At 36.6% G+C, this 22177-nt stretch carries 21 protein-coding genes, 2 pseudogenes and 2 other annotated features; of the genes and pseudogenes, 3 read left to right on the top strand and 20 right to left on the bottom strand.

Annotated elements, in window-relative coordinates:
• Window positions 1–32 precede the first annotated feature (32 nt).
• Window positions 33–746 carry a CPBP family intramembrane glutamic endopeptidase gene (locus DN410_RS22150; protein WP_149178076.1) on the top strand — a complete coding sequence of 238 codons (714 nt, stop codon included), beginning with the start codon at window positions 33–35 and terminating at the stop codon, window positions 744–746.
• Window positions 747–774: 28 nt separating this feature from the next.
• Here DN410_RS22150 and DN410_RS22145 read toward each other — a convergent pair.
• Window positions 775–918, bottom strand: a pseudogene (locus DN410_RS22145) (DUF4179 domain-containing protein); the annotation flags it as partial.
• Window positions 914–1078: pseudogene (locus DN410_RS22140) on the bottom strand (sigma-70 family RNA polymerase sigma factor); the annotation flags it as partial. The pseudogenes DN410_RS22140 and DN410_RS22145, both read right to left, overlap by 5 nt.
• A 144-nt stretch (window positions 1079–1222) precedes the next feature.
• On the opposite strand from DN410_RS22140, the gene DN410_RS22130 reads away from it, so the two are divergent.
• Window positions 1223–1594 (top strand): DNA-binding protein, encoded by a 372-nt coding sequence (locus tag DN410_RS22130; protein ID WP_149178074.1) that lies wholly within the window; start codon window positions 1223–1225, stop codon window positions 1592–1594.
• Between the two features lie 37 nt (window positions 1595–1631).
• Here DN410_RS22130 and DN410_RS22125 read toward each other — a convergent pair whose 3' ends face one another.
• Entirely contained in the window at window positions 1632–3431 is a 1800-nt protein-coding gene (locus tag DN410_RS22125; protein WP_149178073.1) for a DHA2 family efflux MFS transporter permease subunit, read from the bottom strand.
• Between the two features lie 12 nt (window positions 3432–3443).
• Window positions 3444–4097 (bottom strand): HlyD family secretion protein, encoded by a 654-nt coding sequence (locus DN410_RS22120; RefSeq protein ID WP_149178072.1) that lies wholly within the window; start codon window positions 4095–4097, stop codon window positions 3444–3446.
• Window positions 4098–4394: 297 nt separating this feature from the next.
• On the opposite strand from DN410_RS22120, the gene DN410_RS22115 reads away from it, so the two are divergent.
• Window positions 4395–5012, top strand: coding sequence for a TetR/AcrR family transcriptional regulator (locus DN410_RS22115; RefSeq protein ID WP_000023674.1), 618 nt, complete (start codon window positions 4395–4397; stop codon window positions 5010–5012).
• A 42-nt stretch (window positions 5013–5054) separates the two neighbouring features.
• Here the strand turns inward: DN410_RS22115 and DN410_RS22110 are convergent, their stop codons facing one another.
• The 16 genes from DN410_RS22110 to polA all read right to left on the bottom strand — a co-directional run bounded on the left by DN410_RS22110 (window position 5055) and on the right by polA (window position 22110).
• Window positions 5055–6140 (bottom strand): M42 family metallopeptidase, encoded by a 1086-nt coding sequence (locus DN410_RS22110; protein ID WP_060632484.1) that lies wholly within the window; start codon window positions 6138–6140, stop codon window positions 5055–5057.
• A 70-nt stretch (window positions 6141–6210) separates the two neighbouring features.
• On the bottom strand, window positions 6211–6702 hold the full coding sequence (locus DN410_RS22105) for a dUTP diphosphatase (protein WP_000365050.1): 492 nt from the start codon (window positions 6700–6702) through the stop codon (window positions 6211–6213).
• Window positions 6703–7171: 469 nt separating this feature from the next.
• Entirely contained in the window at window positions 7172–7528 is a 357-nt protein-coding gene (gene rplT, locus DN410_RS22100) for a 50S ribosomal protein L20 (RefSeq protein ID WP_001138362.1), read from the bottom strand.
• Window positions 7529–7565: 37 nt separating this feature from the next.
• Window positions 7566–7766 (bottom strand): 50S ribosomal protein L35, encoded by a 201-nt coding sequence (rpmI, locus tag DN410_RS22095; protein WP_001125945.1) that lies wholly within the window; start codon window positions 7764–7766, stop codon window positions 7566–7568.
• Between the two features lie 21 nt (window positions 7767–7787).
• Complete coding sequence (gene infC, locus DN410_RS22090) at window positions 7788–8291, bottom strand: translation initiation factor IF-3 (protein ID WP_000973214.1); 504 nt, start codon at window positions 8289–8291, stop codon at window positions 7788–7790.
• Between the two features lie 62 nt (window positions 8292–8353).
• Window positions 8354–8474, bottom strand: a sequence feature (ribosomal protein L20 leader region).
• 210 nt (window positions 8475–8684) lie between these two features.
• Window positions 8685–10622, bottom strand: coding sequence for a threonine--tRNA ligase (gene thrS / locus DN410_RS22085; protein WP_149178071.1), 1938 nt, complete (start codon window positions 10620–10622; stop codon window positions 8685–8687).
• Window positions 10623–10669: 47 nt separating this feature from the next.
• Window positions 10670–10898, bottom strand: a binding site (T-box leader).
• Between the two features lie 31 nt (window positions 10899–10929).
• A complete protein-coding gene (gene ytxC, locus DN410_RS22080; RefSeq protein WP_149178070.1) occupies window positions 10930–11811 on the bottom strand; it encodes a putative sporulation protein YtxC in 882 nt (293 codons plus the stop codon).
• A 277-nt stretch (window positions 11812–12088) separates the two neighbouring features.
• Entirely contained in the window at window positions 12089–13027 is a 939-nt protein-coding gene (dnaI, locus tag DN410_RS22075; protein WP_149178069.1) for a primosomal protein DnaI, read from the bottom strand.
• 33 nt (window positions 13028–13060) lie between these two features.
• The gene (locus tag DN410_RS22070) at window positions 13061–14467 is read right to left on the bottom strand and encodes a replication initiation and membrane attachment family protein (RefSeq protein ID WP_149178068.1); all 1407 of its coding nucleotides are present in this window, start codon (window positions 14465–14467) and stop codon (window positions 13061–13063) included.
• Window positions 14468–14615: 148 nt separating this feature from the next.
• The gene (nrdR, locus tag DN410_RS22065; protein ID WP_001203687.1) at window positions 14616–15077 is read right to left on the bottom strand and encodes a transcriptional regulator NrdR; all 462 of its coding nucleotides are present in this window, start codon (window positions 15075–15077) and stop codon (window positions 14616–14618) included.
• A 288-nt stretch (window positions 15078–15365) separates the two neighbouring features.
• Window positions 15366–15749 carry an adenosylmethionine decarboxylase gene (speD, locus tag DN410_RS22060; RefSeq protein WP_002003660.1) on the bottom strand — a complete coding sequence of 128 codons (384 nt, stop codon included), beginning with the start codon at window positions 15747–15749 and terminating at the stop codon, window positions 15366–15368.
• Between the two features lie 387 nt (window positions 15750–16136).
• Window positions 16137–17165 carry a glyceraldehyde-3-phosphate dehydrogenase gene (locus tag DN410_RS22055; protein WP_000198976.1) on the bottom strand — a complete coding sequence of 343 codons (1029 nt, stop codon included), beginning with the start codon at window positions 17163–17165 and terminating at the stop codon, window positions 16137–16139.
• Between the two features lie 109 nt (window positions 17166–17274).
• The gene (gene coaE, locus DN410_RS22050) at window positions 17275–17877 is read right to left on the bottom strand and encodes a dephospho-CoA kinase (protein WP_149178067.1); all 603 of its coding nucleotides are present in this window, start codon (window positions 17875–17877) and stop codon (window positions 17275–17277) included.
• A 51-nt stretch (window positions 17878–17928) separates the two neighbouring features.
• Entirely contained in the window at window positions 17929–18561 is a 633-nt protein-coding gene (ytaF, locus tag DN410_RS22045; RefSeq protein WP_149178066.1) for a sporulation membrane protein YtaF, read from the bottom strand.
• 72 nt (window positions 18562–18633) lie between these two features.
• Window positions 18634–19464, bottom strand: a complete 831-nt coding sequence (mutM, locus tag DN410_RS22040) for a DNA-formamidopyrimidine glycosylase (protein WP_149178065.1) — start codon at window positions 19462–19464, stop codon at window positions 18634–18636.
• 12 nt (window positions 19465–19476) lie between these two features.
• Window positions 19477–22110 carry a DNA polymerase I gene (gene polA / locus DN410_RS22035; RefSeq protein WP_149178064.1) on the bottom strand — a complete coding sequence of 878 codons (2634 nt, stop codon included), beginning with the start codon at window positions 22108–22110 and terminating at the stop codon, window positions 19477–19479.
• Window positions 22111–22177 lie beyond the last annotated feature (67 nt).

Genomic DNA, 22177 nt, shown 5'->3' with positions numbered 1-22177 from the left:
ACAATTATATATATAAAGAGGTGATTCTACATATGCAACCCGCCACACAACTTCCTTATGAACAGAAATACTCTATGTCATGGGGACAATTTGTCAGCTCCGTTTTATTCGCTTTTTTCGGAACCGGACTTATTACTGTGTTCCTCGCAATGCCCTTAACAATTTATACAGCCGGACTCGAAAATAAAAAACAAATTGCCCTGTATGAATCTATTGCAAATACCGCAAGTATCGGATTACAACTAGCCGTGTTGTTATTCTTCATTTTTAAATTTGAACCCGCAAAAAAATTATTACTAAAATCTTTTCACTTTAAAGCACTGAAAGAATGGCGCACATACGTATACTTACTTCTTTTCTTCGTTATAAACATCGCGCTCAATCATATCTTGTTGAAATATGTGTTCCAAGACGCAACAAAGCAACAAGCTTCCGCACTAAACTTAGACGTTTTTGAACAGTATCAAATATTACTACTTATCGGCTTTGCGATACTCACCCCAATTTTTGAAGAACTTATTTTCCGTGGTTTTTTACTTCGCTTCTTCTCTGAGCGCTTTCCATTTTGGATTGCAGCGATCTTATCAAGTTTCTTCTTTGGTATCGCTCATACATACTCAATCGGAGTAATGGTAATCACTTTCTTCACGGGGTTATTGATGGCTATTTTATGTAAAAAAACAAAATCCATTATTCCAGCTATGTTATTTCATATTATGAATAATATGTTGGCATTCTTAAGTTAAAAAAGAGGTATCATCACGGTACCTCTTTTTACTCTTTTATCACAACTTCAAACTCTTCTTCCGTTAGCACTTTTCGATAATTTGTTTTCTTTTCTCCTTCTTCATCCGAAGTAACAACAGGCGTCAGTATAATTTTCGTTACATTATCCTCTAGTTTTTCAAAACTCCAATAACACATCATCCATACATTCCTCTTGCACATCTTCAAACGAAGCTAAATGCTTCTGAGTAATACTTTTTATTAGTCCGCCGTACTGGTCAATAATAAAATATAATGCTTTTTCGTTCCTTTTCCTTAGCTGCATTGCAACGTTCTCTTCTGTAATTTTCATATGCCCCTCCTCTCTAACGTTCTCTATATCTATTAATTCGTATTGCTACTTCTCATTTCTATCAATTTATACATATTTATTAATAATATCCAAAATAAACCTCATGCAGTAAAATATAACTGATTACATAGAAGGAGATTACATATATTGAGCTTACTTTGGATTTTTTATATGCCACTTCTTGTTTTATGCGGATTTTTCGGTGGTATTTTTTTAATTATTACTAGCATGAAACATCGAACACTATTTGTTGGTTTAATGGGATTACTTAGCCTCTCTTTTGTCACGCTACCTTTTGTTTTTTGGAGCATGGGGGTGGATAACAATACAATCCTCCCTATTTCAACTACTTTATATTGGATACTGTTTTCTTTAACTGGATTATTGGCAGGATTACGTGGATTACAGGCAAAAATTAAAAGTATACGTAATATGGGGTTCATTATTTTTATCGCTGGAATATTAGGGGTTATTTTCTGGGTGCTCATGTCTGCAGGGGATTCATTCTATATCTAATTGGATCCTTTTATAAGAAGACAAAAAAGCAGGGAAATTAATTCCCTGCTTTTCTATTTGGTTTATTGCCTGATGGTAAGAAGAACGATAACACCCAAGCAATACCTGCGAGTATCGTTGCAATTAAGAAGGCATCGTTAATACCGTTAATTGCAGATAGCTTTGAAATTTGTCCATATAATAGTTGCGTGCTCATCGCATCTCCTGCTTGAGCTGATCCAGCTAAGGCCGCTAAACTTTGGCCCATACCGTGTACTTTATCAACTAAAATTGGATTTGACGTTGTTAACATATTGCCGTAATCTGCTACGTGAGCAGTCGTTTGTTGCGTCATAAGCGTGATTAATATCGCTGTTCCAATTGAACCAGCTACTTGTCTTGACGTATTTTGCGTTGCTGTACCGTGAGAAATTAATTTCATCGGCAGCGCGTTCATACCGGCTGTCATAATTGGCATCATAATGAATGACATACCAATTGAGCGTATAATATAATCCGTCATAATAACGCTATACGGTGTATCCATCGATAACGTTGTAAATTCATATGTCGCGAACGTTGTAATGGCTAATCCGACAATTGCTAACGGACGAATACCATACTTATCAAATAGTTTACCTGCAATAGGCCCCATGATCCCCATAATTAATGATCCTGGAAGTAATAATAAACCTGATTCTATCGGTGTAAAACCGCGAATATTTTGCAGATATACCGGAAGCAATAACATACCCCCGAATAATGCCATCGTTACAATTGCATTAATTACTAAAGTAAAAGTAAATACTGGATATTTAAACACTTGTAAATCAAGCATTTTATTGTCCGTTGTTAGCTCTCTCCAAATAAATAACGCTAAACCAATTACCCCAATAACAAGTGAAATAATGACTTCTGCACTAGTCCAACTATTATTTCCTGCTTCACTAAATCCGTACAATAAGCTTCCTAGTCCAATACTTGAACTAACAACACCGAATACATCTAATTTCGTTTTAGATACTGGCTGAGCTAGTGTAAAGAATTTTAAAGCTAGGAACGTAATAATTAAACCAATTACAAACATCCCGTAGAACATCAAGTTCCAGCTATAGTTTTCAATCACCCAACCTGTTACAGTTGGTCCGATAGCTGGCGCTAAGATCATCGCTACCCCTAGTAATCCCATAGCTGCTCCGCGCTTATGAGGAGGGAATAATGTCATGAAGATATTCATACCAACTGGCATTAAAATACCTGCACCAACCGCTTGAATAACGCGGCCCGTCATCATCATTGTAAAGTTACCTGATGTAGCACAAATGATAGATCCTACCGTGAAGAATAACATTGCCGCTACGAATAATTTTCGATACGTAAATCGCGAAACTAAAAAGGCACTAATCGGCACTAAAATTCCGTTTACAAGCATAAAGCCTGTAATTAACCATTGGGCTGTTGAAGTTGATACGTTAAATTCATTCATTAACGGAGGCAATGCAACGTTAATGATTGTTTGGTTTAAGATAGAAACGAACATACCGAGAATTAATACCGCTACAACTGCTTTTACATTTACATTTTCCACAGGCATAGACATTTGTTTTTTCGGCACTTCTTTTTCTTGCTTCACTTCTTCTTGCTTTCCTGTTTCTAACTCAACTACATTAGAAATTTCTGGTTCTTGCTTGTGTTCAATTTCTTTCTCTTCTGTTTCTACCTTACTTACTTCTATTTTACTTACGGCTGGGACTTGTTCTTCTCCCGCGTTCGTTTTTTTCTTTCGTAAAAGACGATTTACAAGGAAGAAGACGATTATACAAAATAGTGCATATCCTGCAATTACGATTGAGGACATCTCATCTCCCCCTTACTTATGAATACGAACTGTCACATTCATGCCAGGAACAATATTTACTGATTTGCTATGATCTAAAGAAATTTTAACTGGTACTACTTGTGTTACTTTCGTATAGTTCGCTGTTGCGTTGCTTGATGGTAGCATAGAGAATGTATTCGCTGTTGTTAATCCAACTTGCTCTACTTTTCCCGATAATGTTGTATCTGGATATGCATCTACATACACATCTACATCTTGCCCTTTTTGTACATCGTCAACATCTGTTTCTTCAATGTTTGCTGTTACCCATAAGTTATTCATATCAAATGCATAAGCAATTGGGTTACCTGCTCCAACGAAAGCATTTGTTGTCGCGTTTGATTGTACAACTGTTGCATTTTGCGGAATTGTTACATCTACTGTTTGTTCCCCATTAGCCGCTGCTACAGTGACAGCACCTAATTTATCATTCTCATTGTAGTTCTTTCCTACTTCAGCTTTCCAGTCAGTTAGTTTACCTGCTACTGGCGATGCAATCGGAATTACCTTTCCATCAATTTTTGCATTTTCTGTTTTCAAGTAATTTTCCGCTTGATTGTAATAGTAATAACCGCCAATGCCGCCGCCAACTAGTACAATTAATGTGATAATGTTGATAATCACCATTCTTCGAAACTGATTCATTGCATTCCTCTCCTTATATCGCATATAATTTTTTTCTAAACTATTTACGTCCTTATTGTTTAGATTGTTTAATTGTTAATTATATTAACCTTTAAACAAAAAAATCACACCATTTACAGCGTAAACTAAAATATGTCTACCTGCGAGCGGTGCTGATTTCTGAAGGACTATCGTTTATAATTATAAATAATTATTTTGAATCTACAACCGACAATTTCAGTATGAAATGTCGCTTAAACAACAATATAATACCATTGTGTTGTTTAAGTGTAAAAAAATAAACGAGGAGAAGTAACAATGTCTATTAAAAATACAAATGATCCACGTGTAAAGCGGACGAGACAACTCATACAGGATGCTTTTGTCGCTTTAGTAGGCGAAAAAGGATTTGAAAATGTAACAGTCCAACATATTGCAGAACGTGCTCCTGTAAATCGTGCCACGTTTTATAGCCATTACCACGATAAATATGACCTATTAGAAAAAAGTATTGAAGAAATGTTAGAGAAGTTAACGGAAGTAATTAAACCGAAAAATAAAAATAAAGAAGAATTTCAACTTACATTTGATTCACCAAATCCAACCTTTTTAGCTTTATTCGAACATATCGCAGAAAATGTGAACTTCTATAACGTTATGCTTGGTGATAAGGCAGCTGGAAACTTCTCTTATAAAATGATGAAAACAATCCAAACACATTTAACATTAAGCTTGTCTATTTCACAGCCGAATGATACAGAACTTATGGTTCCCCGTGACATTCTTATTAGCTACGTGACAGGTGCTCATATCGGAATGATTATGTCTTGGTTAAAAAGGGGCATGATATATACTCCGCATTTCATGGCCATGCAATTAACTCGTTTAATTATTTTAGGAGCCCATACTGCTGCAGGATTAGAAAGACCTTTTTAAAACATAGAAAGAGCGAAGGAAAGGTTCCTCCGCTCTTTTCTATTAATTAAATGTAATGTTATGTACAGCCTCTTTATCAAGACGTTTAATAACTTCTACAATTAACTTCACTGCATTTTCATAGTCGTCACGGTGTAACATTGCCGCATGAGAATGAATGTATCGCGTTGCAATCGTAATTGCCATAGAAGGAATACCATTTACAGCAATATGAATTGCACCAGCATCTGTTCCCCCGCCCGCTACTGAATCATATTGGTACGGAATTTGCAATTCATCAGCAACATCAACTACAAAGTCACGTAAACCTGTATGTCCAATAACAGAAGCATCATATAAAATGATCTGTGGTCCATCGCCCATTTTACTTTGCGCTTCTTTTGCCGTTACACCAGGTGTATCCCCAGCGATACCAACATCTACTGCGAATGCGATATCTGGTTTAATATAGTTTGCAGATGTTTTCGCACCACGAAGACCGACTTCTTCTTGTACAGTCCCTACGCCATATACAACGTTCGGATGCTTTTCATCTTTTAATTGTTTTAATACGTCAATTGCAATTGCACAACCAATACGGTTATCCCATGCTTTTGCAAGCAACATTTTTTCGTTCTTCATCACTTGGAATTCAAAGTAAGGTACAACTTGGTCTCCAGGTCGTACACCCCACTCCATCGCTTCTTCTTGGCTAGAAGCACCAATATCAATGAACATGTCTTTAATGTCAACTGGCTTTTTACGTGCTTCTGGAGGTAAAATGTGCGGTGGTTTTGAACCAATTACACCTGTTACGTCTCCTTTACGCGTTACAATTGTTACGCGCTGTGCAAGCATAACTTGTGACCACCAGCCACCAACCGTTTGAAAACGAAGGAAACCTTTGTCATCAATTTGCGTAATCATAAAGCCAACTTCATCTAAATGACCTGCAACCATAATTTTCGGGCCGTTTTCTTCCCCAACTTTTTTCGCAACTAAACTTCCCAAATTATCAGTAGAAAGTTCATCTGCAAACGGCTCGATATATTTCTTCATTACTTCACGTGGTTCACGCTCATTACCAGCAATACCACGTGCATCTGTTAATTCTTTTAGCATTGTCAATGTCGCGTCTAATTTTGTCATTGCCAACACCCTCCTTTTTCTTCAGTCACTTCATTATACAATAATTAAATTGAAATATTCAAAAATTAAATTAGTATCCTTGTGTTTGACGCTGATGATTTACTTCATTTTTGTCTAAATACGCTTTTTCAATCTCTTCTTGTTCAAATTCAAGCGCTTGTCCAAGTCGAAGATAGCTTGTAAATAATTCAATATAGTTCGTAATAGATGGTTGATCCGTAAAACGAATCACCTTAGCATATGTGTCTAAGAAAATTTCGACTTGTGTTTTATTCGTTTGTGCACACTTATAGAATAGGAAGTTTTTATCAATACCTAAATCAATTCCGATTGATAAAATAAAATGCAAACCGTCTACGTATTCTTCTAATATTACTTCACGTTCTGAAGCCGGTTTATTGCTCCAATATTTAAAACAACGTGTTTCATTTGCAAGTTCTCCAATTTCTACAAGAAGAGCTAACATTTTTTCTTTTAACAACTTTTTCGGTTGTAAGTCATGTTCTTTCGCAATACGGTCATCTAATTCTTTTTGTAATTTAAATAGTTGTAGTAAGTCCATTCTATTGTCCTCCTCCAACATCGCATTTTACGCAACAATGTTGTTTCATCTCAAAGTTCATTATTATTTTTCGTTTTTTATTAATAAGTCAGCCATTTATCTCTTTACAAAATAGCTTGTCCTTAATTTACAAATACGTTTCAATCATCACTATTAGATTATTCACTCCGATTGGTGCTAGTTAATACTTATCGGGGGATTGCCCACTAATAAAAATATTATTTTATCTGATGAAAGTTCCATATCATCTTTCCATTATAGCAGTGTCGTTTCAGGTAGGAAAGATACTCTTCTTTCCAAAGAAGTATAATTGAAAAAAGCCAGGAGGATTCTCCTGGCTTTATATATATATTCTTCTATATTGCTATGGCTTTTATATTGATTTTGTCATATCGATAACGACATACTTCTCTTTGAATACAAACAAAAAACCTTAGAAGAAAAATCTTCTAAGGTTTCAACTAATTAATTAGTTAATGTTGTTTTTTGCAACTGTTGCTAATTCAGCGAAAGCTTTTTCGTCATGAACAGCTAAGTCAGCAAGCATCTTGCGGTTAACTTCGATGCCAGCATTTTTAAGACCGTGCATTAAGCGGCTGTAAGAAAGACCATTCATACGAGCTGCTGCGTTGATACGTGTAATCCATAATTTACGGAAGTCACGTTTCTTTTGACGGCGGTCACGGAATGCATACATTAGAGATTTCATAACCTGTTGGTTAGCAACCTTGAATAATGTATTTTTTGAACCGTAGTAACCTTTTGCTAATTTAATTACTTTTTTACGACGTTGACGAGTAACTGTACCACCTTTTACTCTTGGCATAATATTACCTCCTAATTGTTCTATATATCAGCCGAACTTATTTTAAGTTGTCAAGCATTTGACGAATGCGTTTGAAGTCACCAGCGCTTACTACACCAGCTTTACGTAGTTTACGTTTAGCTTTTGTAGATTTGTTAGCGAATAAATGGCTTGTGTAAGCGTGAGAACGTTTCAGTTTACCTGATCCAGTCTTTTTGAAACGCTTTGCAGCGCCGCGATGAGTTTTTTGTTTAGGCATAGGTATTTCCTCCTCTATCTATTACTTATCGTTTTTCGGTGCTAAAACTAAGAACATACTACGTCCTTCCATTTTAGGCTTAGATTCGATTGTACTAACTTCAGCACAAGCTTCTGAGAAGCGATCTAAAACACGTTGACCGATTTCTTTATGAGTAATGGCACGTCCTTTAAAGCGAATTGACGCTTTAACCTTGTCGCCTTTCTCTAAAAACTTGATAGCATTACGAAGTTTTGTGTTAAAGTCGTGTTCATCAATTGTTGGACTTAAACGAACTTCTTTCATGCTAATTACTTTTTGATTTTTGCGCTGTTCTTTTTCTTTCTTCTGTTGCTCAAAGCGGAATTTACCGTAGTCCATAATGCGGCATACTGGCGGTTTCGCATTTGGAGCAACTAATACTAAATCAAGATTAAGATTTGCAGCTAAGTCTAAAGCGTCATTACGAGACTTGATTCCAAGTTGATCGCCATTTGCGCCAACTAAACGTACTTCACGTGCACGAATTTGCTCGTTAATCATCATATCCTTGCTAATAGTAAGCCACCTCCAAGGTTTTCTCAGAACATAGTTTGTAGTCATAGAACCCGACAAAAAAAGTGCGGGCATACGACACCCACACTTGTAAAATCTTAAGTAAGAAATACATTTACCTGTAAACTGCGAATGCGTCCATCAGGTGAGAAGCGGGTGCTTCTACTTGTTCCACAAAACAATATTCTATTATCCTTGATGAGTTTATCATAGGACATGACGTCTGTCAAGAAGACGCGATGTGTTTTACTAACAACAAGAAATATTGTAACAAACAACTACCATACTTGCAATACTTTTTTATGATAAGTATCATATGGTTATTTTTTCTAATTTCTCTCACTTATATTACATAGAAAAGCCGCGGTATACCGCGGCTCTTTCTTATCGTTTGCCTTCTACTTTAATCATGTCAACAAAGGCCTCTAGTGCGATTGTTTCTGATTTTTGTTCACCATATTTACGTACGTTTACGCCATTTTCAGTTACTTCATTGTCACCTACTACAAGCATGTACGGAATTTTTTGCATTTGTGCTTCACGGATTTTGTAACCGATTTTCTCTTCACGAGTATCTAATTCAACACGGATACCAGCACGTCGTAATTCATCTTGTACTTTCTTCGCATAGTCTAAATGTACTTGCGGAGAAACTGGAATTACTTGTACTTGAACTGGAGCTAACCAAGTCGGGAATGCACCTTTGTATTCTTCGATTAAGAAGGCTACGAAACGTTCCATAGTTGATACAACACCACGGTGAATTACAACTGGACGATGTTGTTTGCCGTCTTCACCAACGTAAGCTAATTCAAAGCGTTCTGGAAGTAAGAAGTCTAATTGTACAGTTGAAAGTGTTTCATCTTTTCCAAGAGCAGTACGAACTTGAACGTCAAGTTTTGGACCGTAGAATGCCGCTTCACCTTCAGCTTCATAGTAATCAAGACCCATTTCATCCATAGCTTCTTTTAACATACCTTGTGCTTTTTCCCACATCTCATCATCAGCATAGTACTTTTTAGTATCTGCTGGGTCGCGATAAGATAGACGGAATGAATAGTTCTCTAAACCGAAATCTTTGTACACTTCTAGAGTTAAGTTTACAACGCGTTTCAATTCTTCTTTAATTTGATCTGGACGAACGAAAATGTGCGCATCGTTTAAAGTCATTCCGCGTACACGTTGTAATCCAGATAACGCACCTGACATTTCATAGCGGTGCATTGTTCCAAGTTCCGCAATACGGATTGGTAGTTCACGGTAGCTGTGAATATCGTTTTTATAAACCATCATGTGGTGAGGGCAGTTCATTGGACGAAGAACTAACTCTTCATTATCCATCTCCATTGATGGGAACATACCATCACGGTAGTGGTTCCAGTGACCAGAAGTTTCATAAAGCTCTCTGCTTCCTAGTACTGGAGTGTATACGTGATCATAGCCTAAGCTTGCTTCTTTATCAACGATGTAACGCTCGATAATACGGCGGATTGTTGCGCCTTTTGGTAACCAAAGTGGTAAACCTTGTCCTACTTTTTGGCTATTAGTAAATAGTTTTAGTTCTTTACCTAATTTACGATGGTCGCGCTCTTTTGCTTCTTCAAGCATACGTAAGTGCTCATCTAATTCTGCTTTCTTAACGAATGCAGTACCGTAAATACGTTGTAACATTTTATTATTGCTATCGCCGCGCCAGTAAGCACCTGCAACGCTTAATAATTTAAACACTTTAATTTTCCCTGTAGATGGAAGGTGAACACCACGACAAAGGTCGAAGAATTCGCCTTGCTCATAGATTGAAATAACTGCATCTTCTGGAAGATCGTTAATTAAATCTAATTTTAACTCATCGCCGATTTCTTCAAAGCGACGAATTGCTTCTGCACGTGGTACTTCATGACGAACGATTTCTAAGTTCTCGTTCACGATTTTTTGCATTTCTTTTTCGATTTTCTTGAAGTCTTCAACTGTAATTGCTTCTTCCATATCAATATCGTAGTAGAAGCCATTTTCAATTACTGGACCAATGCCAAGCTCAACCTTAACATCTTTATATAAACGTTTTAACGCTTGTGCTAAAAGGTGGGCTGTTGAGTGGCGTAAAATATATAAGCCATCTTCAGAATCTAATGTGATGATAGAAACTGCACCATCTTCTTCGATTGGTGTAACAAGATCGATCATCTCATCATTTAATTTTCCAGCCACAGCTTTTTTCTTTAAGCCTGGGCTAATAGAAGCTGCGATTTCTTCAGTTGTTACGCCTTTTGGAAACTCCTTCACAGCTCCATCAGGGAAAGTAATTTTAACTACATCTGCCATCACTGGTCACTCCTCTTTTTCTCAAAATAAAAAACACTCATCCCGTAAAAAGGGACGAGTGTTGAATTCGTGGTTCCACCCTTGTTCCAATTAACATAATTGTTAATTGCTCAAGTTCAACATAACGGTGTTGTCCGTTAGCAATTACTAGAAAAATCGTTCACTGCTAAAGTTTAGAGGTGGTAAGTAATAATCCCGTACTAGGAAGCTCACACCCTAAGGCTTCCCTCTCTGAAAATCGTAGAAAACTACTCATGTCCTCATCATGACATTTCGATATATTTCATTTATGTAGGTAATTATATGCTCAAAAACTTAGAAAATCAAGGGCGTTACCTTTATTTTTTAAATTTTTCACATTGCGCTCAAACTCATGTAATCCATGTAATTGTACTCGTTCTTGAAATACGTTTCGCAACGTAATAATCATATTGTGGTCTTGTTCTTTCGTATATAAATAAATTTTTTTCGGCGAAATAGAAAGCAGTGGTGCAATTACTTTCGTATCAATATATACATCCTTTTGCTTTAATAATTCTTCATCTATATATTGGACCAATCTCTCCTGTTTTAAACGCCTACCTTTATCATCATAAAAAATAAAGCTTTCATCAAAAATAAGGTGTACACAGGACAAACGTGATTTCCGACTACTCACTTGTTGCCGAAGCGTCTCAATGAACATTTGATACTCTTGTTCCATCTTATACTCATCAATCGCCACTTCCGCAAGCTTAGCTACCATTTCCCTATATGTACGAAGACGAAAACGAACATATGATGTAAACGAGAATGAGAGCGGATCACAAATCCAATTATTTAAAGAAGACTTAATGTATGATTCAAATGCATTGCGTGTTAAATCTTGTGCTACACCTTTTCTTCTTCCCTTTAAAATCTCCTGTGCCATATGCAATATTTGATGACACTCTTCTTGTTCTTCATAAAAGAACTTTTCTTTTAAGGTTGTATATATCCACTCATTTTGTTTCACATTCACAATGAAATACACCATTACTGGTAATAAAATCTTTTCAATATAATTCGATTCACAGACCGGTATGTGAATCACAACTTTCTGTTCCTGCAAGTACACACTCGTTTCCTTATATAACATTTCCGCTCTTTTCAGTAGTTGTTTATATACGTGCATAGCATCATTTTTTTCTTCGAAGCAAATTTCAATCACTTTTGTCCCCCCTTTTATCCCCGCTCTAAAGGATTGTATCTATACGTTACAAATCCTATAAGAGTTTGGCCCGTGGAAGTTCACTCTTAGTAGAATTTCATTTCCTATCGTTAGAAGATCCACTCGATATGGCTTGCTAATTTTATATATATTAAGGGAGGGAGAAAAAAATGATACAAGCTACTATGAATTTTCTATAAGAACTTTTCATTTTACAATTCAGCTGGTGTAAAACGCGTTCAAAACGAAAAAAGAGCAAGCCTCTCAGCTTGCTCTTTTACTTATGACGACGGTTTTTCCCGCCAATTGAAATTGGTTTTGCTAAATATTTAATCCGTTCCATAATACGAGCTGCTTTCATTTCTTCCGCTTCACCACGTTGTGTATACGTTAAATGATGTTCCAGCTCCTTGAAATCAAAGTTAGACGTAAAGAACGTCGGCAAGTTTTCTAGCATACGGAATTGTAAGATTGCGCCGAGCACGTCGTCACGTACAAAGCTTGACATCGCTTCTGCTCCGATATCATCTAACATTAGCACTTGTACACGTTTAACGGCATCAATTTTTTCCCCAATCGAATTATCTTGAATCGAACTTTTAATTTCACGTAAAAATTCTGGGAAGTATACAAGCATCGAACTTATTTTCTTTCGAGCAAGTTCATTCGCGATTGCTCCTAATAAATACGTTTTTCCTACACCAAATTTACCGTACAAATATAAACCTTGTACTTTTTTACCTGGTTCATATGTACTTAAAAATTCATTTGCCGCTCCGATTGCATGGATACGTGCATCTAAATCGGAAGGATCTAAATTCTCCATGGTTGCCTGTAAAATATCATTTGGCATATATACACTTTGAACGAGTTTTTCGTATTTTTTTCTCTCGTCATACGCTACTTTTCTAATGCAGCGATCATATTGAATATCAATCATCTTACCTTGGATAACAAGCTTTGGTTCATATCCTTGCAGCATGTTTTTACATGACCCTAAATCTGGACAATCCACGCAACCTACACTTTGTCCAATATATTCATATAACTTCACGAGACTGCGCTCAATCATAGAAGTTGTTACTTCACCTTGATGTTCGTCTATAAATTGTTTCACACGCGGATGTGCCATCACTTCCGCTTTTAATACTTCATATCTATTTTTAAAATTTTCATTTTCCATTAATTTTGCAAATGAATTTTGAATATGCTCCATTTTCTCACCTCAAAGAGCGTTCATTCTCTTCTATTAATCACGCTTATATTTTTTCAACACTTCTTCTAGTCGTTTTCGTTCATCTTCTAACGTACTTGCACCTTTTTCAACACTTACATCTTTTTTCACAGTTTCTTTCTCTTGTTCTTTCGGCTCTTCTTTCAGCCAATCTGGTACCATTTCTTTTCGTACTGTTTTCTTCGAAGTACGGCCTTTTTTCTTCGTCTCAGCCCACTCTTGATATTGACGGTTTTCTTCTTTCGCCAGCGCCATCGCTTCAGCTACTGTACCGACCTTTTTACGCGCCCAATGACCAGCAATCTTCTCCACATACGTTTTCGCAAGCTTCATATCTGAGCGTAGCATAACGTAATAAATAAGTACATTCACAACTCCTGGCGTTAATTTTTGGTTCATCATTACATCTTCAACGATTTGCAAGTCTGCTTTCGTCGCCTCTGCACCACCGGATATCTCTTTCAATAGCTGTTTTGGCGAGATTTCTTCTAACTGCTTTATTAGCATCTCTTCCTGCGTAGAAGGCTCTTTTTCTTTCATCATACGCGCACTATGAGGCTGTACTCTTTCGCTTAATACAGGTAATGCTTGACCATTTTCAAATTGATACCAATCTCGTGCCCCTTTTCTAAGTCTCTCAATATCAATTGTTTGCATCTCCGTCACCGCACCAAGAACGATATTCTGCATCGATAATACATCTACACCATATACGTAAGAAAGTGTAATCACACATTCTCTCACTTGATCTGTAATCGCCTTTTTAGGAACAAGAGCTGACAGTCCATCTACAAATAAGGAAAAATCAAAGAAATCATTCCAAACTTCCGGAGCGTCTCCCTTCTCATTACTTGGCATAGTTGTCGTTTTCGGAATACGAAGGTCTTCTTGCGCATGCTCAAGCTGCCCTGGATTAAACGATCCAAACACATCATTGAAAGAGCGCGTAACATTTTCATAAGAAGCAAAATCAAATTCTTCTTCTAAGAAATATTGCTTTACTTGATTATATTTTGTCCGACTCAATCGATTGTATAAAAAGATACTTAAAACAATATCATCAAAAAACTGCTTCGGAGACAAAGGCGGTTGCAACTCGTATATAAACATTCGAATATCTTTTTCTTTCTTAATATATACCTTTAAAAGCCCAATCGCCTCTAACTTCACTCGCTCCTCATATATTTCAGGAAGTTGCATTTGCATAGTCACCATAAGGGAATGATGTGTATTCTCTTTTCCAAATACACGATCCTGCTCTAACTCTCCCCACAGCGTCATGTATAAACTAAAAGCTCTACTACCTATTAACGGCTGATACAACATTGTTAACACTTTTCGGTCGTAATTATGTAGTAGCCCTTTCGCACTTACTTTGTAACGATCAATTGGCAATAGCTCCATCCATGACTGTTTTTCCATTCTTGCTTTTCCTTTCTCTCATCCAATCTATCCTCAAATTCATTCTATCTTCATTATATATTTTATTAGCGAAAGAGAGCTATTAGCTTACGCTTCTAGCTCTCTTATCTCATTACTTACAGTATGTAAAGAGAATGGAATAAGGTTTCTATTCTCTTTCTTTTTGCAGTATATCTTTTAATTCTTCAATAAATACATTTAAATCTTTAAATTGACGATATACAGAAGCAAAACGCACGTAAGCAACATCATCGATATCACGAAGTTCTTCCATAACTATTTCACCAATCATATCACTTTTCACTTCTGAAATACCTAAATTACGAAGTTCACGTTCCACACTTTGTGTTACTTCCTCTAATTGCCTTAAAGATACTGGTCTTTTTTCACACGCTTTAATTAAACCACGTAAAATCTTTTCTTTATTAAATTCTTCTCGTGTACCTTCTTTTTTAACAACGATAAGAGGCGACTCTTCTACTCTTTCAAATGTCGTAAAGCGACTTAAACAACTTTCACACTCTCTCCTTCTTCGAATAGAGCGCCCCTCGTCTACCGGACGCGAATCTAACACTCTTGTGCCATTATGAGAACAGGATGGACAACGCAATATATTCACTCCTTTACACTATAATCTTTATTTTCTCTCTACTCACTTCACCTAAAAATATATATACAATATTATATAACTCATTCTAACGCTCTTACCACTTTAAGTTTCAACGCATTATTCCATCATTAAGTTTTCCAACAAAATGAGATATTAGATGCGGCGCTAACTTATTTGTAAAAATTCCATTTATTGAACTAACGAGTACGTTACGTTTTTCCTTTTTTATAAACTAAAAAAGAGGTGCATTATACACCTCTTTACATTTTAAATCAATTATGTTCTTTTTTAAAGAGCTTTTGTTTCTCTCTGCTTAATTTCGAAGCTACCAGTGCCTCGAGGAAGCTCGATGCTCTCACGCGTTTTCGCGTTTAAACCTTCTGCAATATATTCTGCAGCAACATTTGGATCAATACGATCCCCACAAGTATAAACATCAATACTTGCGTAACCGTGCTCCGGAAAGCTATGAATTGTTAAATGTGATTCCGAGATAATTACTACTCCACTTACACCTTGTGGTGCAAATTTATGAAAAGCAACCTCACGTACTTCAGCACCAGCTCTTAGTGCTGCATCCACAAATAATTGTTCAATATACGGCATGTCGTTAAGCTTGTCGAAATCGCAATCCCAAAGTTCAGCAATCACGTGACGACCCATCGTATCCATAGTATCCATTCTACAGTTCCCCCTTGTAAATTTATTCTAACTGTTCGAATTGAAAACTAATTTGCAATTTGGCTTGCTCCACTACCACGGGGGAAAGTTAGTCCAGAGAGGTCCTAACCCTTTAAGTAGTGACTACGTACCTCAGCTCTTAAGTTTACGAGTGTTAGTATACTTTGTTTATTTTCATTTTGCAACAACAGTTTTTTCGATTTTCTGTCATATTTTCCTCTTTACTTTTCCCTAAAAAAAAGAAATGATTCACGAATGCAGTAATCCCAACGCTTTGTGGTATGTCCACTTTTTAAAATATACTCATATAATTTTTTTCCTTTTCAGAAAAAATTAAAAAGAGAGGGCAAATATTCACCTGCCCTCTCCCTTATTTACTTAAATATGTTGCACATTTTTTTGTTTCGCTAATTCGTCAACAACTAACGTTACAAGATCTACAACACGACGAGAGTAGCCCCACTCGTTATCGTACCAAGCAAGTACTTTCACTTTACGCTCACCCATTACCATTGTAGATAAACCATCGATAATAGCTGAGTGTGTATTTGTATTAAAGTCGATAGATACTAATGGCTCTTCACTGAACTCTACAATGCCTTTTAACGCACCGTTCGCAACAGTTTTGAATGCATCATTAATAGCTTCAACTGTCACATCACGTTTTACATCTACTACTAAGTCAACAAGAGACACGTTTGGCGTTGGTACACGAAGTGCCATACCGTGAAGTTTTCCGTTTAAGTGTGGAAGAACTTTTGCTAGCGCTTTCGCAGCACCTGTCGTTGTCGGAATAATTGATTGTCCGCAAGCACGTGCTCTTCTTAAATCTTTATGTGGGTTATCAATATTTTTTTGGTCATTTGTATAAGCGTGAACAGTTGTCATTAAACCGTTTTCAATTCCGAACTGCTCATCTAACACCTTCACAACAGGCGCTAAACAGTTTGTTGTACAAGATGCATTTGAAATCACAGTATGTTTTGTAATATCTAATTGGTCTTCGTTCACACCAACTACAATTGTTACATCTTCATTTTTACCAGGCGCTGTTAAAATAACTTTTTTCGCTCCAGCTTCAACGTGAAGAATTGCTTTTTCTTTTGAATTAAATTTACCAGTTGCTTCAATTACAACTTCAACACCTAGATCTGTCCAAGGCAATTCCTTTGGATCGCGGTTGTTTAAAAGGCGAATCATTTTTCCATCAACTAATAAGTGATCTTCAAATGCTTCTACTGTTCCGTCAAACTTGCCGTGAACTGTATCATATTTAATTAAATGTGCTAACGTTTCAGATGGATAGCTTGCATTGATTGCTACAATTTCGAATGCGCTTTCTTTTATTGCCTGACGAAATACCATTCTCCCAATACGTCCAAATCCATTAATTGCCACACGAGTCATAATATGTTATCCCCCTTGAATGCGTTATACTATTTATCTCCAATCCCAATAATAGTATAACACAAAAAGGAGATATGTCACTAAGCATTTTCACTAATTTCACAATTTTTTAGCCAATAATGTTCCATTCCTTTAAAATTTCCTGTAATTGTGTTTTCGTTTCCATAATTGTGCCATCATTATTGATCACTTCATCTGCATTCTTCACTTTTTCTTCTAATGGCATCTGAGATTGAATACGCGCCTTTGCTTCTTCTTCTGAAAAATTATTTCGTTTCATTAAGCGTTCTAATTGTGTTTTCGGCGTAACTGCTACAACTAAAACGCGATCCACAAGACTTGTTAATTTACTTTCAAACAAAAGCGGGATATCTAACACAACCGCTTGCACACCTTTTTTTATGTACATTTCTTTTTGTGTATTCATTTCTTCACGTACTGCAGGATGCACAATTTTATTTAACTGCAATCGTTTTTCTTCATTATAGAAAACGATGTTTCCCAATTTCGGACGATCCAGTTCCCCATCTTGTTGTAACACTTCCGCTCCAAACACTTCTACTATTTTGTTATATGCGGGTTTTCCTTGTTCTACAACTTCTCTTGCAATAACATCTGCATCAATAACTGGTATACTTAGCTCACGAAACATTTTTGATACCGTACTTTTTCCGCTTGCAATGCCTCCCGTTAATCCAATTACTACTGTCATAATAATCCTCCTCATAATAAAAGGCGCGAAACTAATGTTCCACGCCCATACTTACATTTTCCAAATTCCAATAATGATGAGTAATACCCCAGGCAGGAATGTAAATTTTTGCAACCATTTCATATTCGACAAAACCGTACCAAGCTTCATTCCAATAAATAAAAATAAAGAACTCATTACTGCGACTAATATTGCCATCATGGCAGGTGCATAACCTAATAAAGATGCACCAATTCCAGCGCCAAATGAATCTACAGAAAGAGCTATACCGAGAAGTAATGCTTCTCCTGCAGAAATAATTCCCGATTTATCAAAATCTGCAACAGTCGGTTTCCGTAAAATTTGAATCACTAGTCCTAGTGAAGCAATCTCTAATTTCCAGACCTTCTCCTCTTGCTTCGGTTCTTCTTTTTTATCACTCCGAAAAAATTGGTATAACACCCAAATCCCTATTCCAATAAGAACAAGCCCACCGATACGCGTTGCGATAACAGGTGAAAAAATTTTCGCGATCATATGTCCAATTCCCATTGAAACAAGCATAACAGCTGCTGAACAAATTCCGATAATTATAATTGATCTTAGTGGAATTCTCACGCTTCTTAAACCATATGTTAGCCCTACACTACAGCTATCTAAGCTTAATGTAAAAGCTAATAAAATAAGAGATAAATAAAGGTACATCGGTAAGCTCCTCCCTTATACATAGCTCTGCTGTATGTATATGACAAATGCCTATCCGATGTTATCTCTTTTCTATATTCTAGGCTGACAAATTGGGCAGTAATGCGTTCCTCTCCCGCCAACAACTGTTTTTTCTAAAATCGTACCGCAAGTCACACATGGTTCTCCTTTTTTTCCATATACATTTAGAAGCTCTTGGAATGAACCAATTTGTCCTTGCGAATTGATATACGTTCTAATTGTACTACCGCCTCGCTGCACTGCTTCGCCTAGCGTTGTAACAATCGCTTCGTATACTTTCTCGATTTCTTCTTCTGTTAAAGATGACGCTGCTCGCTCTGGATGGATGTGAGAACGGAATAAAACTTCATCTACATATATATTTCCAAGCCCTACTAAAAGACGTTGGTCTAATAATACGACTTTTATTTTGCGATTTGTCTTTTGCAATCTCTCTTGTAAATACTTCGGTGTCAATTCAGCATCAAATGGCTCTGGTCCTAAGTCAGCAAGAGGCATTTGATTCAATTCTTCACCTTTCTTAAAGAGATGCATCGTACCAAACTTTCTCACATCTTTATAATGCAATTCAGTTCCATCTGTAAATAAGAAACGGACATGCGTATGTTTATCAATTGGTTCATCCTCTTGATGCAGTAAAAACTTACCTTCCATACGTAAATGGGAAACAATGACATAATTTGTTACATATAAAAGCAAAAACTTTCCTCTTCGCTTTATATTTTCAATCGTCTCGCCTCTTAACATTTCTTTAAAGATTTCTGCATCATCTGGACGTTTTACTATTTTTGGATAGGTAACGATGACATCTTCAATCGTTTTTCCTGTTACAAGATTTTCAAGTGTCCGTCTGACGTTTTCAACCTCTGGTAATTCAGGCATTTCATCACTTCCTTATTTTGCGTCGTACCAAGTTGGACCGTAAGAATAATCAACTTTCAGCGGAACTGCGAGTTCAATTGCATGTTCCATCACTTCAGGTACAAGCTTCTCTAATTTTTCAATTTCTTCTTTTGGTGCTTCAAATATTAATTCATCGTGTACTTGCAGAAGAAGACGCGCTTGTAATCCTTCTTCTTCTAGACGATCCGCCATAATAATCATCGCTTTTTTAATAATATCTGCTGCAGTACCTTGAATTGGTGTATTCATAGCTGTACGCTCAGCGAAGCTACGCAAGTTGAAATTACGACTCGTAATTTCTGGAATGTAACGGCGGCGATTTAATAAGGTAGCCACATATCCTTTTTGCTTCGCATCTTTTACGATGTCATCCATGTATTCTTGTACACCAGGGAAACTTTCTAAATACTTTTCAATAAATTCCGCTGCTGCTTTTCTTGTAATACCTAGGTTTTGTGAAAGACCATAATCACTAATACCATACACAATTCCGAAGTTAACAGCTTTCGCTTGTCGTCTCATATTCGAAGTTACTTCATCTTTTTCAACACCAAATACATCCATAGCTGTTTTCGTATGAATATCCATGTCATGTTGGAACGCTTCGACTAGCCCTTTATCATTTGCAATATGAGCTAATACACGAAGTTCAATTTGCGAATAATCTGCTGCGTACATAATCCACCCTTCTTCTGATGGAACGAATGCCTGACGAATCTTTCTCCCTTCTTCTAATCGAATCGGGATATTTTGCAAGTTCGGATCCGTTGAACTTAATCGGCCTGTTTGCGTTAATACTTGATTGAAACGAGTATGAATTTTAGATGAATCTTCATGTACAACTTTTAATAAACCTTCAATATAAGTTGAATTTAGTTTTCCTAATTGACGGTAATGTAAAATGTTTGGAATAATTTCATGGTGATCCATCAGCTTGTCTAGTACATCAGCTGACGTAGAATAGCCTGTTTTCGTCTTTTTAATAACTGGTAAATTTAAGTTTTCAAACAGAATAACACCAAGCTGCTTCGGTGAATTAATATTAAATTCCGTTCCCGCAAGCTTATAAATTTCCTGTTCCATTTCCTTTAATCTACCTGCAAGTTCTACTCCCATATTACGAAGACGTTCCGTATCAACTTTTACACCTTTTACTTCCATATCAGCTAATACACGTGCAAGTGGCAATTCTAACTCTGTAAACAGTTCATATTGCTCATTCTTTTCTAACTCTTCAACGAATGTTTGCTTTACATCATGTAATACATGCACTTTACGAGCGACATGCTCCGCTACTACTTCTAGCTCTGGAACAGCACGCTTCGCACCTTTTCCGTAAACTTCTTCATCAGATTTCACAGCATGCGTTTCTTTCATTTTCGCTACAGTACGGAAATCTTTATCTGTATCAGCCGGGTCAAGTAAATAAGCAGCGATTAATAAATCAAAGTCAATCCCTTGTATATCTATACCGTTCCATTTCAGTGCAACGATCGCACGCTTCGCATCAAATGTATGCTTTCTCATTTCTCCATTTGCAAGCCACTCTTTAAAAGCATCTGACTTAAGAGCAATGTCTGTCTGAATAAAGTAACAACCATTTTCATTTTGAATACCAAAACCTTGAATATCCGCTTTATGATAGTTATCTTCCTGTACTTCAACAATAAGTGCACTATCTTGCTGAAGCATTTCTTCTGTAACTTCTTCCACGATATCAAATGTAATATCATCTAATTCAGCTGGAGCTGTTTCCTCAGGTGTAACACCTAACTTATTTAAAAGAGATGTAAATCCTAAATTCTCGAACATTGGAATGACATCACTTGCTTCATATCCTTTATACTCCATATCATCCACATTCACAGTAATTGGTGCGTCTGTAATAATTGTTGCAAGATCTTTACTCATAAGAGCTTGGTCTTTATTTGCTTCCAGCTTTTCTTTTAATTTCTTCCCGCTTACTTGATCTATATTTTCATATACTGCTTCAACCGTTCCAAACTGTGTTAACAATTTAATCGCAGTTTTTTCACCAACTCCTGGTACACCTGGAATATTATCTGATTGGTCTCCCATTAAACCTTTCATATCGATAATTTGTTTTGGTGATAAACTGTATTTCTCAAATAAAGCTTCTGTCGTATATTCATCTACTTCTGTAATTCCTTTTCGAGGAATGCATACAAGCGTGTTATCAGAAACAAGTTGAAGTAAATCTTTATCTCCTGAAATAACTTTTACACTTGCCCCTTGCTCACTCGCTTCTTTCGCTAACGTTCCCATAATGTCATCCGCTTCGTAATTTTCCAGCTCATAACGTGGCACATTGAACGCATCAAGCATTTCACGAATAAACGGGAACTGCTCTGATAATTCAGGTGGAGTCTTTTGACGTCCGCCCTTATACTCACTATACGTTTTATGACGGAACGTTGTTTTACCTGCATCAAATGCTACTAACATATGCGTCGGCTTTTCTTCCTCTAATATTCTCATTAACATCATTGTAAAACCGTAAATTGCGTTCGTATGTATACCTTTGTCGTTATTTAAAAGCGGTAGTGCAAAGAAAGCACGATACGCGATATTATTACCATCTACTAGTACGACCTTTTTTTCCAAAATCGAAACCTCCCCATACAAATTTGAAATGATTTTTTTCACAGAAAAAAACCGTTCCTTTCCTCTC

Origin of the sequence: Bacillus sp. SH5-2 (assembly GCF_008368905.1) — a bacterium.
Lineage (GTDB): Bacteria > Bacillota > Bacilli > Bacillales > Bacillaceae_G > Bacillus_A > Bacillus_A luti.
Note: the sequence above shows the minus strand (reverse complement) of the source record. Positions and strands in the feature narration are given on the sequence as shown.

Excerpts from the sequence above, each read along its gene's own strand:
- DN410_RS22070 (WP_149178068.1), bottom strand. The coding sequence starts at position 14,467 with ATGGAAAAACAGTCATGGATGGAGCTATTGCCAATTGATCGTTACAAA.
- infC (WP_000973214.1), bottom strand. The coding sequence starts at position 8,291 with ATGATGATTAACGAGCAAATTCGTGCACGTGAAGTACGTTTAGTTGGC.
- DN410_RS22110 (WP_060632484.1), bottom strand. The coding sequence starts at position 6,140 with ATGACAAAATTAGACGCGACATTGACAATGCTAAAAGAATTAACAGAT.
- mutM (WP_149178065.1), bottom strand. The coding sequence starts at position 19,464 with ATGCCTGAATTACCAGAGGTTGAAAACGTCAGACGGACACTTGAAAAT.
- DN410_RS22105 (WP_000365050.1), bottom strand. The coding sequence starts at position 6,702 with ATGGACTTACTACAACTATTTAAATTACAAAAAGAATTAGATGACCGT.
- DN410_RS22120 (WP_149178072.1), bottom strand. The coding sequence starts at position 4,097 with ATGAATCAGTTTCGAAGAATGGTGATTATCAACATTATCACATTAATT.
- DN410_RS22150 (WP_149178076.1), top strand. The coding sequence starts at position 33 with ATGCAACCCGCCACACAACTTCCTTATGAACAGAAATACTCTATGTCA.
- DN410_RS22055 (WP_000198976.1), bottom strand. The coding sequence starts at position 17,165 with ATGACTCGTGTGGCAATTAATGGATTTGGACGTATTGGGAGAATGGTA.
- rplT (WP_001138362.1), bottom strand. The coding sequence starts at position 7,528 with ATGCCAAGAGTAAAAGGTGGTACAGTTACTCGTCAACGTCGTAAAAAA.
- DN410_RS22125 (WP_149178073.1), bottom strand. The coding sequence starts at position 3,431 with ATGTCCTCAATCGTAATTGCAGGATATGCACTATTTTGTATAATCGTC.
- dnaI (WP_149178069.1), bottom strand. The coding sequence starts at position 13,027 with ATGGAGCATATTCAAAATTCATTTGCAAAATTAATGGAAAATGAAAAT.
- ytaF (WP_149178066.1), bottom strand. The coding sequence starts at position 18,561 with ATGTACCTTTATTTATCTCTTATTTTATTAGCTTTTACATTAAGCTTA.
- coaE (WP_149178067.1), bottom strand. The coding sequence starts at position 17,877 with ATGACAGTAGTAATTGGATTAACGGGAGGCATTGCAAGCGGAAAAAGT.
- thrS (WP_149178071.1), bottom strand. The coding sequence starts at position 10,622 with ATGGCAGATGTAGTTAAAATTACTTTCCCTGATGGAGCTGTGAAGGAG.
- rpmI (WP_001125945.1), bottom strand. The coding sequence starts at position 7,766 with ATGCCTAAACAAAAAACTCATCGCGGCGCTGCAAAGCGTTTCAAAAAG.
- speD (WP_002003660.1), bottom strand. The coding sequence starts at position 15,749 with ATGGATACGATGGGTCGTCACGTGATTGCTGAACTTTGGGATTGCGAT.
- DN410_RS22115 (WP_000023674.1), top strand. The coding sequence starts at position 4,395 with ATGTCTATTAAAAATACAAATGATCCACGTGTAAAGCGGACGAGACAA.